Genomic DNA, 12,527 nt, shown 5'->3' on the forward strand with positions numbered 1-12,527 from the left:
GGACAGGTGACTTACATGAAGTGGAAAATCGTTGAGAATTACGAGGAGTTGAGCGCGGAGGCAGCCAGGCTTGTCGCTATGCAGGTCAAGAAAAAGCCCGACTCTGTGCTCGGACTGGCTACGGGAAGCACGCCGGTCGGCATGTACAAGGAATTGGCTCGTATGTATCGCGTAGAGAATCTGGACTTTTCCCGGATTACCACCTTTAATCTGGACGAATATGTCGGACTGTCGGTCGATCATCCGCAAAGCTATCATGTCTTCATGCAGGAGCATTTTTTCCGCCACGTAAATCTGCTCCCGGAGCATACTCATATTCCGAGCGGAGACGCCTCCGACCTGGCGACGGAATGTACCCGATACGAGCAAGCGATCAAGGCTGCAGGTGGAATCGATGTGCAAATCCTGGGGATCGGGGGGAATGGCCACATCGGGTTTAATGAGCCTGGTTCTGCGGCTGACTCCCGGACGAGAGTCGTTCAGCTCGCCCAAAGAACGATCGAAGACAATGCCCGCTTCTTTTCTTCCATCGAGGAGGTCCCGACAGCAGCGGTATCCATGGGAATCCAGACCATTCTGGAGGCCAGGAAGATCGTGCTTTTGGCCAGCGGCGAATCCAAGGCAGAAGCCGTTCACCGCATGCTGGAAGGAGAGCCGACAGCGGAAGTGCCAGCGTCCTTGCTCCAGCAGCATCCAGACGTGGTCGTCATCATGGATCGGTCGGCTGCCAGCCGTCTCAGCGCCGAATGCAAGGAAACCGAACACGCCCGTCTGTAAGGCGTGTTTTTTGCTGGACACGAAATGCAGAAGGCAGAGGGTTGTTCACCAATTCGTATCGGATAACCCTCCGGCGATTATGCTATACTGGGAATGGTAACAGGAAATACAAGCCATATCACGCAAAGGAGCTGATCCTGATGAGTACAAACGAAGCGCTTCTCACGTTGGAAGGTTGGTATACGTATCACGATTTCCGCAAGATCAACTGGGAAAAATGGAAGAAGGCGACTCCGGAAGAGCGCAATGCAGCTGTGGACGAGCTCCAAGGGCTCCTGAAAGCATGGGACGCAAACGAGCAGGAGCAGGCAGGCAGCACTGCCGTCTATTCCATCCTCGGACACAAGGCCGATCTGGTGTTCATGTTCCTTCGCCCGACCATGCAGGAGTTGGACGCGATCAAAACCGCCTTTAACAAGACGAAATTTGCCGACTTCACGGAAGTGGATTATTCCTACGTATCTGTAGTTGAATTGAGCAACTACGTACATAATCCGGGCGAAGATCCGAAATCCAACCCGCACGTCCGTGAGCGGCTCTATCCGACCTTGCCGAAATGGGAGCACATCTGCTTCTACCCGATGAACAAAAAGCGCGACGGACAAGACAACTGGTACATGCTGACCATGCAGGAGCGCGCGGAAATGATGCGCTCCCACGGCATGATCGGCCGCAAGTACGCAGGCAAGGTCAAGCAAATTATCGGCGGTTCCGTAGGCTTTGACGATTGGGAATGGGGCGTCACCCTGTTTGCCAACGATCCGCTCGAATTCAAGCACATCGTGTACGAAATGCGCTTTGACGAAGTAAGCGCGCGCTACGGCGAGTTTGGCAACTTCCTGGTGGGAAATCGCGTGACTGCGGAGTCCCTGCAGGCGATGCTGCAAGTGTAAAGAGGCGCCATCACGAAGGCTTCTGACCAACAAAACCAGTGCAAACATACAAAAATCTACCGCTGCAACGAGCGGTAGATTTTTTATTTTTCCAAATTAATGGTAATATAACTAATGATGTGTAAATTTGGGAAGGGGTTGTATGGCTTGAAAAACAAAAAACAAACCTGGCGGCTCACGGCCGGACTGTCAGCGGCTGTGTTGTTGGCGTCGCTGCCTTTGCCCGCGGGAGGAGTTCTCGCGGCTGGGAGTACGGGGGCTGCTACTGCAGCAGCGGAAGCTGACACGGCAAGCTTAACAAAAACGCAAGTAATGGATAGGGCGGGGGAAATTGTCAGCATTCCGGCTGAGTTTACATTGGAGGGAGCCTCCCTTACAAACAATTATAGTCTTCCGCCAACTTGGAATCTCAGGTGGAAAAGTGAAGGTGATGAATCTAAATATATCCATATGGAGATCGATGCCCGAACAGGTACGCTCATTGAGTACTCGAGAGATACCGGCAAATCAAAAAAAACGGGCGGGAATTTGGTAGAGGAAGAAAAAGCTCTGGGCTCAGCAAATGGTTTTTTAATCCGAGCCTTGCCAAAGGAAGAATGGGAGAATCTCTCGGAACCAAATGAATTTGGGTTGAATTTCGACTACTACTATGATTCGGCACAGGAACGGGTCTATACCTTCACCCGTATGCATGACGGCATTCCATTTATCGAGAACGGCGTTCAAATCGTTACAGACCGAGCCGGCGTAGTTGTCAAATACAAACGATACTGGACGGATGAGCCTCTTCCTGAAGCAAAAGACATCCTGGCGGAAGAGGAGGCAGTCAAACGTCTGGCTGAAAAGACGAGGCCGTCACTCGTGGTTGTAGATTTGCCTTCTCGTAGGAGTGGCTTTAGCTTTGACGAACACGATGCTTTTTATGAAAAGGGAGAGGCGTACAAACTCGTCTACGGCTATCTAGGCAAAGACCCCCGCTATCTGGACGCGAAAAGCGGCAAAATGCTGAACATATGGGGAACGGAAGCAAAAGACTATGAGATTACTCCGCTTGGAAACACCATCAGCAAGTCAACGGGAGAAAAATCGATAACGCAGGCAGAGGCGAAAAAAATCGCGGACGATCTGCTGAAGAAGCTTCCGGGTTCATACCGGTTTCTGCAATTTAGAGAGGGCAGCTCCGCCCAAAACCTAGAGCAAGTAGTGGAACGACACGCAGGTATGGAATATGTGCCCGCAGATCCGCAAAAGGAAAAGACCGAGAAGGTGACAGTGATTATTAGCCCTAAAGGCGAACTGCTCCAATATTATAAAGAGATAAATTCAGAAAGCAAAAAAGTTGACAAGGCAATTTCCTATGAACAAGCGAAAGAAATTGCCCTTCAGATGGTGAAGACCTTAATGCCTGAACGTTTGGGGGAACTGTATCTGATCGAACGAAATCCTCCTTCCGATCAAGAGGTCGAGGAGATACTGGCAAGTGGGAATCGGAATTATGTGTTCAGTTACGGTTTACTGATCGATGGCATCCCATTTGATCCTCTTTATCTTGATGTCAGGGTAAAACCTGGTACAGGGGAACTGGTGGAATTTGGATTTCTACAAGACGCAAAACCCCCAGCCACCCTCCCAGCAGCAAAAATCGACCGGGAAGCAGCAAAGAAGATCGAGCAGAAGAATCAAAAAGCCATGCTCACTTACTTTCTGCCGGAGAATTGGATGGATAAAGCCAAACGTGGAGAGAAGCAAACACCAATGCTCGTCTACCGCTACATAGGCGATGAAGGACTCGTAGATGCGGTCACCGGCGAATGGATCATTCTGGATAAACAGAGAGAGAAAGAAAGCAAGGGCCGAAAATAAGCGGAAAAAGAACCGATGTATCTACGGCATGAGGTACGGCATGAGGAAAGATATCCATGACAAAATCTCTGTTTAATGGCAAAATTGATGTGAGCAAAATGAACAAAACGTAAAAGTCGAAAGGAGTTGGACGAAGTGACGAGAAAAAAGCAGTCCTGGAAGCTTGCAGCCGGGCTGACTGCAGCCGTGTTGATGACGTCATTGCCTTTACCCGCAGGAGGACTTCTGGCAGTGGGCAGTACCGCATTTGCGGCAGAAGCGAAAACGGGCGGGATGACAAAGGAAGAAGCGGTCAAAAAACTGCAAGGCTATGTATCCATCCCGGGTGATTTCAAGCTGGAGCGGGCTACCTACCTGGACCCGGAAAGAGAATCCTTCTATGATCGCCCATCCTGGCGCCTGAGCTGGGATGATGGGAAAGAAGGCGGTATTTACGCGACGATCGATGCGAAGACAGGCGTTTTGCTGGACTACTCGAAATATACGGAGCAGCGGGAAAAAGGGGCAGGGGAAGCAAGTCTGGAGGAAGAAGCCGCTCTGGCAAAAGCGAAGGAGTTCATAAAAAAGGTAGCGCCAAAAGATGAGCAGCGGAAGCTCTCCCAGCCGAATGAATACAAACAGCTGCTTCCTTACTACTATAGTTTGGGAAGTGAACACACATTTGCATTTACGCGGGTGGAAAACGAAATACCCTTCCTGGAGAACGGTTTTCAAATCGTCGTCTCCCAGGACGGGGAGGTAGTAGAGTATCACAGGTTGTGGAGTGACGAGGCGCTCCCGGACGCAAAGGATGTGCTTGGGGCAGCGGAAGCAGAGAAGCTGCTGGCGGAACGGACCAGCCCTTCTCTTGTGTTTGTGGAAAAGTCATCACTGACCAGGCAGCCCCTTCAAGACCGGAGTCAGTATCAGCTAGTCTATCGCTACCTGGAAAGCGACCCCCAGTTTTTGGATGCGAGTAGCGGCAAAGCCTTGAACCAGCGGGGCGAGGAAGCGAAGGAATCCGTGTTCAAGCCACTGGGTAGCGCAGTCCGCAAGACGGACGGTGAAGATCGCGTCATAACCAAAGAAGAGGCGCAAAAAATAGCCGACCAGGTGATCAAGCTTCTCCCCGGCTCGTATCGTTCCGATGGCAATCGGGGCAGCGGAAGCAGCACAGGACCTGACGGAATCGAACGGCGCAACTGGAGCTTTGATTACACTCCGCTTCACACCCAGGAGAAAAATGTGGAGCCGGTCAAGCTTCGGATCAGCGACCGGGGAGAGCTGATCGAATATTCCAGCAAGGAACGAGGTTTTCGTGCAGAGACTGGCAAAAAGATCGAAAAAGCGGTTTCCTACGAAAAAGCGAGCGAGAGTGCCCAGCAACTGGTGAAAACGCTGCTTTCCGACCGCCTGGGCGAAATTTATATGATTGATCGCACGCCTACGGAACAACAAATCGAAGAGCAACTGGAACGTGGTCAATACTACTACATTCCGTTTGGCTGGATGAAAGACGGCATTCCGATCGAGCATGCCGAGTTTGAAGTCGTGGTCAATCCTGAGACGGGTGAAGCGGAAACGTTGAACCTTCGCGGGGAAGGCTATCCGAAGATCGAGAGCCCGACAGCTGCCAAGATCGACAGGGAGGCGGCCAAAAAAGTAGAGCAAGAGCAGCAAAAAGTGTTGCTCACCTACTATCAGCCGCAGGCGAACTACTACAGGGCAGCGCCGGACAAACAAAAGCCGCTTCTCGTCTACCGCTATGCAGGGGACCGTGGCATGGTGGATGCAATCACTGGTGAATGGATCAGTCTGGACAAGCAGCTTGAAAAAACGAAGGCAAGCGATATCTCGGATCATCCTGATCGGGAGGCATTGCAATTTGCCGTTCGTTTGGGCCTGTTTCCGGTAATCGACGGGAAGGTTGAGCCGGATAAGGAGGTGACCCGAGGCGAAATGGCCGTCATCGCTTCCCATCTCATTGAGCGAATCGAATTTCACCGTTCGTACAGCCTCTCCAGCGACGAGGGGCGACAGCCGTATCGCTTTGATGATGTCGATCCAAAGCATCCGCTGTACGGCGTCGTCCAGAAGGGAGTTCAGACCGGTCTCTTCGCCAAGAAAGGGAGCAGATTCGAACCGGATCGTCCGATTACCCGGGCGGAGGTGGCTGAATTCGTAGCACGCCTGCTGGGATACGGCGACCTTTTGGATAAAACGGACATCTTTTCTGCCCCATACGGAGACGTAGAGAAAAACGCTGTTCCAGCGATAGCGCTCGTCCATGCGTTCGGGCTTCTGGGCGAAAAGGGGAAAGCCGATTTTAAGCCGAACGGGACGCTTACCAGAGCAGAAGCGGCCAGGCTGGTTCAGAAGCTGATCGAACTCAAGAAAGACTACAGATAGAGAAAAATAGCTGGCTTCGGTCAGATGGATGACTGCCGATTTTGCAAAAGAAATCGGCAGTCTTTTCCATGTTTCTATCCGAGACGGAAGGGAGGGATCGTTCTTCCATCGATATCTGTAAAGCCGTATTCCTCTGCCAGCTCCCCTACTCTCACGATTTGACCGCTTTTTTGCTTCACTTCCGGGTCACCTGCCAATGCGCAAATGGCACGCCCGATGTAGTGAGGAGTTTCGGTGTTCTTCAATTCCTCGACAGCTTGCCAATGGTCTGCGTCCGTGTTGAACGCGGCCAGCACAAGTTCTGTTCTCATCCATCCCGGAGAAACCGCGACAACGGCGATGTTGTCAGCCTGAAGTTCTGTTGCCAGTCCGTAGGCCATTCGGTTTAACGCGTTTTTTGCTAAATCATAGTAAAAATGTCCAGTGTATTTGTGATCGTCCCAAAATGTTGTATGCACGATCAGACCTGATTGGCGCCTTCGCATAAGCGGGACGGCGAAGTGGTTGGTCGCAAGCTGTGCCCGCACACCTGCCTGAAACATGTGATCCCAATGCAGCAAGGGCAGCTCCCAAAAAGGCTGATATTCGATAGCCAGCTCGTTCCCGCCCCACACATTATTCACCAGGATGTCCAATCGTCCTTGCTCCTGTTGGATGCGGTCAATGACAGCTTCTGTTTCTTCGTCGTTTGTGTGGTCGCAACGAACGGCAAATGCGGTTCCTCCATGGGATTGAATTTCTGCTGCAGTGTCGTCAATTGTTCCCGGATAGTTTTGCGTAGATTTTCCTCTGACACTTCTCCCGGTGACATACACCGTCGCCCCGGCTTTCGCCAGCTCCACCGCAATTCCTCGTCCGGCGCCTCTGCTTCCCCCCGTGACCAAAGCGATTTTGCCTGTCAATGGATTCATGGAACAGATCTCTCCTCTCGATTAACCTTGCGTAAAAGCAAGTCATGCCTCTATTTTTGCAGGCCAATATGACATCTGCTGTCTTGATTGCCAAAATTTCAGTTGGCTTCTTTGCCCTAGGGTTGTCCCTCTTTTCAGCTCCTTTACGAAAGCCCCGGCAGAGGTGCAGATGAAACCTGAAAGCACGGCAGAAGACTTTCCTGCCTCACGATGCTACAAGAAGACAGCCACCACCCAATCCGAATCCATTGCAGTCATCAACATTTCGTGTAAGATGGGGAAAGGAGGGGTGCCCATGTCTATTCGGCTGCGATTGCTGCTTTCCTATACAGCCATGCTTTTGATTACCGTGATTTTATTTGTCGCGGCCGTGTTTCTCATCGCCGTGGCGGTGACAGGGGACGTCAGGCATGTACGCGACCTGTACACGAGCCGCTATGCCGTCATGCCGTTGACCGAGCCGGAGGAGACCGTGTCTGTAGAGACCAAGTTTCTCGGCAAGAGCGACCCCGAGCAGCTCCTCGACGCGGCATTTTTGCGGGAGCTCGAGCAGCGGTTGGCTCCTGTTCAGGCGGGGATTCTCGTCCGCAAGGGCAGCGAAATCCATCACGCGACGCCGATGCTGCAGGTGCCAGGGATGAAGGCGGCGCTTCCGCCCTACGAATTCGGCAACCTGCATGTACGCGACATTTTGGAGACGGAGGGCCGCTTTTTTTCCTACGTCAAGTTTGATTTTCACTTTGCCGACAAGACAGAGGGCGGCGTTTACGTAATGAAAGAGGTAAGCCCTTATGCGGAGCTGACCCGCAGCCTGTTGCCTGTCTTGATCCTGTTTTTGCTGTTGATGCTTGCGCTGATGAACGGCTTGCTGAACTTCCTCGTCTCGCGGAGTATTATCCGGCCGCTGTACCGGTTGAAAACGGCAACGGAGCAAATCAGGGACGGCGAGCTGGATTTTCATATTGAGCAGTCCGGCCGCGATGAGATCGGCCAGCTCTCCCAAGCCTTTGAGGATATGCGAAAAAAGCTGAAGGAATCCGTGGAGCTCCAGCTGCAGTACGAGGAAAACCGCAAAGAGCTGATCTCCAATATTTCTCACGACCTGAAAACGCCGATCACCTCCATTCTCGGATATGTAGAAGGGATTCGCGACGGGGTGGCGGACACGCCGGAAAAGCTGGAAAAATATCTCGATACGATCGCCCGCAAGGCAAAGGGTATGGACCAATTGATCGACGAGCTGTTCCTGTTCTCGAGGCTGGATCTCGGAAAGCTGCCGTTTACCTTTGAACGCTTGGACATCGGACGCTTTCTGGAGGATTACGTAAGCGAGCTGCGATTTGACCTGGAAGAGAAAAATGTGACGGTCGAGTTTGAACGGCAAGGGTCAGCAGTTTCGGCAGCCCCATCAACGCCCCCGGCGCTCGTACTGGCGGACCGCGACAAGCTGAGGCGGGTTCTGGCCAATGTCGTCGACAACAGCTTGAAATACAATGACAAGCCGGAAAAGCGGATATCCTTTTCGCTGCAAGTCGATACTGGACAGGTGCGAATCGAGATTTCCGACAACGGTCCGGGAATCGATCCAAGAGCGATGCCGAATATTTTTGACCGGTTTTATCGGGCGGAGCAGTCACGTGGTACGGACACGGGAGGGAGCGGCCTTGGCCTGGCCATCGCCAAGCAGATCGTCGATGAGCATCGGGGCACGATCAAAGCGAGCAGCATTGCTGGCGAAGGAACGGCCATCCTGATCACCCTGCCGCGTGTAGAGGGGGCAGAAGCATGACGAAAAGCATTCTCGTCGTTGAAGACGATAAAAGCATTGCAGAGCTTCAACGTGATTATTTGGAAATAAATGGGTTCCGTGTGGATGTGGAGCACTCCGGCAGCGCTGGACTTGCAAAGGCGCTGAAAGGCGACTACGATCTGATCATCCTTGATGTCATGCTGCCCCATGTGGACGGATTCGAGCTTTGCAAGCAGATTCGTACGAGCAAAGACATCCCGATCCTGCTGGTCACGGCCAAAAAAGAGGAGATCGATAAGATCAGGGGGTTCGGTCTGGGAGCAGATGATTACGTGATCAAGCCGTTCAGTCCCGGAGAACTGGTGGCCCGCGTCAAGGCGCATCTGGCCAGGTACGAACGCCTCTCGGGCGGAAGGGAGCAGCGCAGCGACGAGATCCAGATCAGGGGTTTGCGGATCGACAAAGCGTCGCGTCGCGTCTTCGTCAACGAGAGGGAGGTGCCTTTTACCACGAAGGAATTTGACCTGCTGGCGTTTCTCGCAGCCAATCCGAATCGCGTTTTTAGCAAAGAACATCTGTTTGAACGCATTTGGGGACTGGATTCCGCGGGTGATATTTCTACCGTGACGGTCCATATTCGCAAGCTCCGGGAAAAGGTGGAGACCGATCCCTCCCATCCCCAGTATATCGAGACGGTCTGGGGTGCCGGGTACCGGTTTACGGTGTAGGAGAAGCTTGTTTAGAAAATGTTTCGACCCGCTTAAGGTTTTTTTAAGAACTGCTTTAGAACGGGTTTAGATTTGCTCCCTATCCTGAGGAGGAACGAGAATCCTCTGGAATGGAAGGAGCGTTACCACATGAAAAGAAAAGCTTCGCATACAATCACCGGACTGCTTGCCACCGCTGCAATTGGTACGTCTGTTCTGATACCTGTTCAATCTGCCTGGGCAGCGGCCAACTTTGCCGATATAAACAAAGCCGGGTCCTATCAGGCTGCAGTGAAAACGCTGGCAGAACAGCACGTATTCGAAGGATACGGTGCTGATCTGCTCAAGCCGCAGCAGGCGATTACCCGTGCCGAGCTGGCCAAGTTGGCGGTGGCGGCATTCGGTCTGCCGACAGGTCAGGGAAGCGCAGCTTTCACCGATGTAGGAAGCGGCGACTGGTTTCATCCGTACGTGACGGCTGCTGTCTCCGCGGGCATCATGAGCGGAGACGAAGCAGAATTCCTGCCTGATCAACCGCTGACCGTCAGTGAACTGGTGCATGTCGTGGCGAAAGCAAGCAAAACAGATAGAGCGGCCCTCCAGAAAATCCTGGGCAATGCGCAGTCTCAGGCGAAAGCATCCAGAGCCGAGGCGGCTTATCTGGTGGTCGAGGCCAAGCGTACGGCCAAGCAGGCCCAGCAGGTTCAGCAGGTTCAGCAGGCAGCCGAGAACAGAGTGACGAGCATCGAAGCGCAGAACGTGATTACGCTGGTCGTGAAGTTCGCGAAGCCTTTGCCAAAAGAAGAAGTGGAGCTGGAAGCAGCGAAGAAAAACTTTGTCTTTGACAACGGCTTGACCATCCGCAATGTGCCGCAGCTGATGACAGGCACTGAAGCGACGTATATCGTGCCGACCACCGTTCAGAAAGAAGGAACCACCTACACATTGACGTACAAAGGGAAACAGGCAGGCACATTTGAAGCCAATCCGGAGAAGCTTGCCCTCCGTTCGACCCAGCAGGTTACAAGCGACACGTTTGAAGTGGAATCCAGTCTCGAAGACGGCGTCACTGACTACGGAAACGTCATCGTAGCGTACCGCAACTCTCGCCCGAATCCGTTCGCTCTCGACGAGAACAACCAGTACAACGGAAAAACGTATGAAATTCTCTCCTCGATGCGGGATATATCCGTCACGATCACGCCAGAGGGCGGCGATCCGATCAGAGCGGGCTACGTTCCTTTCACGCAAGCAACCGATGGCCGCCAGGCGCCAAAGTTCCGACTGCCTGACGGACAGAAGCTGAAGCCGGGCACCACGTACACGGTGACAGCGGATTGGGCGACGCTGCAGAAAAACACGTTCGTCGCAACCGAGAAGGCGCCGCTGACGATTGAAGAAGTGAAGGCTGCGGATGAAAAAACGCTGTCTGTCACCTTGGCCGAAGATCCGAAGGACGAGCTTTTCGCCTTGCGCAGCATTACGCTGACAGCACCGGACGGCACCAAGCTCACTGCCGATTACAAGCTGACAAGCCGCAAGGGTCAGGTAGGGACATTTGAATTGAAAGACGGAGCGCTTGAAGCGGGCACGACATACGAGGTCGCTCCTGCAGGCGACTGGGCGATTGCGGATAGTGTCCGTGTAACGCTTGAATAGAATGTTGATCTCCCGCACAAGTTTATGAATTCTTTGCCGCGAGAGTCTCTCATGAGGAGAGACTCTCTTTGTTTTGCACGGCGTTTTTGATACTGTATTAAGAGGAAACAAGCTCTGCCGGACATGGCCGGGAAAAGGGACAAGAACAAAACAAAGATGACCAACCAAAGAAGGACGGAACAGCAATATGCCTTTAAAAATTGGATACCGAACGATAAAAACCGCAATTGGTACGGGAGCGGCGATTCTGATCGCCCAGCAGCTAGGCCTTTCTTTCTATGCTTCGGCCGGAATTATTGCGATTCTCTGCATTCAGGTGACGCGAAAACAGTCGTTTCGGACGGCGATCAACCGCATTCTCGCCTGCCTGCTGGGGTTGGTGGTCGGGGTTGCGCTGTTTGCCCTCCTCGGGTTTCAGCCTGTAGCGCTGACGCTGCTCATCCTCGTCTTCCTCCCGCTGGCTGTCCGCTTTGGCATTCAGGAGGGCTTCGTTACCAGCATGGTCGTCCTCCTGCATCTCTATTCTGCGGAGCGGATGGACGTGCCCGTCATTTTAAACGAGCTTGCCCTCGTTACCATCGGCGTTGGCGTTGCCTTGCTGGCCAACCTCTACATGCCCAGCCTGGAAAAGGAGCTGAAGGGCATGCAGGCGGCCGTGGAGCGGAACTTTGCGACGATTTTGCAGGAGTTCTGCTTTTACCTTCGCCACGGCCAAAGCGATTGGGACGGGCGCGAGATGATCGAGACCGAAAAAATGCTGGAGGAAGCAAAGCTGCTGGCCTGGCGGGATGTGGAGAACCGCATCGGCCGCAAAGAGGAAGACACCTACTACGAGTATTTCGTCATGCGGGAAAAGCAGTTTGAATACCTGGAGCGGATGCTGCCGATCGTATCGACACTTAGCGTGCAAGTGCCGCAGGGGCATCAAATCGCGGATTTTCTCGACCACCTGAGCCATTCCATCCATCCGGGCAATACGGCGTACCGCTTCCTCGACAAGCTGCAGGTGATGCGCGAAGAGATCCAAGAGGCGCCGCTGCCCCAGTCGAGAGAAGAATTCGAAACCCGCGCGTCGCTCTTTACCTTGCTCCGGGAGATCGAGCAATACTTGTATATCAAGCACAAGCTGGGCAGGAAAAGCCCGGTGAAGAGGAAACAAGATGGGTATTAAAGGGTGTAAACGACGTGCGCGTATGGAGTATTTTTCCGTATGCGCACGTCTGTTTATTTGTATTAGGATTTGCCATAACGCTTCAGCCAGTTTCGAGTATTTTTACAGCGTTGACCAATACCATACGAAAACGATTAATCCCATAAGATCAAGAAATAGCGTTGCATACATAGATGCGTTGTTGGCTTTTCTCTTCATTTCGATCAAAGCTAATAGAAGAGACAAAAAATAGAGGACGATGAGGACATACATAAGCCATCCAGCAAGTAGCCAGTTTAAGTGAGTCCGTTCCAGCCAAAGATACGAAAGGAATCCTCCATTCGCCAGCAAAGCAAGAATAAATGAAAGATTGATTTTTTTCACGTATATTCTCCTCTCTATTGGGGGCTGTCAAGATTTTTGTGTAAA

10 protein-coding genes are annotated in these 12,527 nt (G+C 52.6%); 8 read left to right on the plus strand and 2 right to left on the minus strand.

Annotation, left to right across the window (positions count from 1 at the left end; all coding sequences use genetic code 11):
- The first annotated feature begins 15 nt into the window (after positions 1-15).
- The 4 genes from nagB to EDM54_RS17160 all read left to right on the plus strand — a co-directional run bounded on the left by nagB (position 16) and on the right by EDM54_RS17160 (position 5,921).
- Positions 16-777, plus strand: a complete 762-nt coding sequence (nagB, locus tag EDM54_RS17145; protein WP_003389526.1) for a glucosamine-6-phosphate deaminase — start codon at positions 16-18, stop codon at positions 775-777.
- Positions 778-917: 140 nt separating this feature from the next.
- Entirely contained in the window at positions 918-1,670 is a 753-nt protein-coding gene (hemQ, locus tag EDM54_RS17150; protein ID WP_003389525.1) for a hydrogen peroxide-dependent heme synthase, read from the plus strand.
- A 147-nt stretch (positions 1,671-1,817) separates the two neighbouring features.
- Positions 1,818-3,533: a YcdB/YcdC domain-containing protein gene (locus tag EDM54_RS17155; protein WP_170208331.1), complete on the plus strand. Its 1,716-nt coding sequence runs from the start codon at positions 1,818-1,820 to the stop codon at positions 3,531-3,533.
- Between the two features lie 135 nt (positions 3,534-3,668).
- Positions 3,669-5,921 (plus strand): S-layer homology domain-containing protein, encoded by a 2,253-nt coding sequence (locus EDM54_RS17160; protein ID WP_122958513.1) that lies wholly within the window; start codon positions 3,669-3,671, stop codon positions 5,919-5,921.
- Between the two features lie 74 nt (positions 5,922-5,995).
- On the opposite strand, the gene EDM54_RS17165 is transcribed toward EDM54_RS17160, so the two are convergent.
- A complete protein-coding gene (locus EDM54_RS17165; protein WP_003389521.1) occupies positions 5,996-6,832 on the minus strand; it encodes an SDR family NAD(P)-dependent oxidoreductase in 837 nt (278 codons plus the stop codon).
- A gap of 295 nt (positions 6,833-7,127) precedes the next feature.
- Here EDM54_RS17165 and EDM54_RS17170 point away from each other — a divergent pair, with 295 nt between their 5' ends.
- The 4 genes from EDM54_RS17170 (at position 7,128) to EDM54_RS17185 (ending at position 12,119) form a co-directional block, all read left to right on the plus strand.
- On the plus strand, positions 7,128-8,621 hold the full coding sequence (locus tag EDM54_RS17170) for a sensor histidine kinase (protein WP_122958514.1): 1,494 nt from the start codon (positions 7,128-7,130) through the stop codon (positions 8,619-8,621).
- Complete coding sequence (locus tag EDM54_RS17175) at positions 8,618-9,310, plus strand: response regulator transcription factor (protein ID WP_122958515.1); 693 nt, start codon at positions 8,618-8,620, stop codon at positions 9,308-9,310. The genes EDM54_RS17170 and EDM54_RS17175 overlap by 4 nt, the downstream gene beginning before the upstream one ends.
- 129 nt (positions 9,311-9,439) lie before the next feature.
- Positions 9,440-10,948: an S-layer homology domain-containing protein gene (locus EDM54_RS17180; RefSeq protein ID WP_122958516.1), complete on the plus strand. Its 1,509-nt coding sequence runs from the start codon at positions 9,440-9,442 to the stop codon at positions 10,946-10,948.
- A gap of 187 nt (positions 10,949-11,135) precedes the next feature.
- A complete protein-coding gene (locus EDM54_RS17185; protein WP_122958517.1) occupies positions 11,136-12,119 on the plus strand; it encodes an aromatic acid exporter family protein in 984 nt (327 codons plus the stop codon).
- Positions 12,120-12,221: 102 nt separating this feature from the next.
- Here EDM54_RS17185 and EDM54_RS17190 read toward each other — a convergent pair whose 3' ends face one another.
- Positions 12,222-12,482: a hypothetical protein gene (locus EDM54_RS17190; protein WP_122958518.1), complete on the minus strand. Its 261-nt coding sequence runs from the start codon at positions 12,480-12,482 to the stop codon at positions 12,222-12,224.
- Between the last annotated feature and the right edge of the window lie 45 nt (positions 12,483-12,527).

The sequence above is a fragment of the Brevibacillus borstelensis genome (assembly GCF_003710865.1).
In the GTDB taxonomy this organism is placed as follows: Bacteria; Bacillota; Bacilli; order Brevibacillales; family Brevibacillaceae; genus Brevibacillus; species Brevibacillus borstelensis.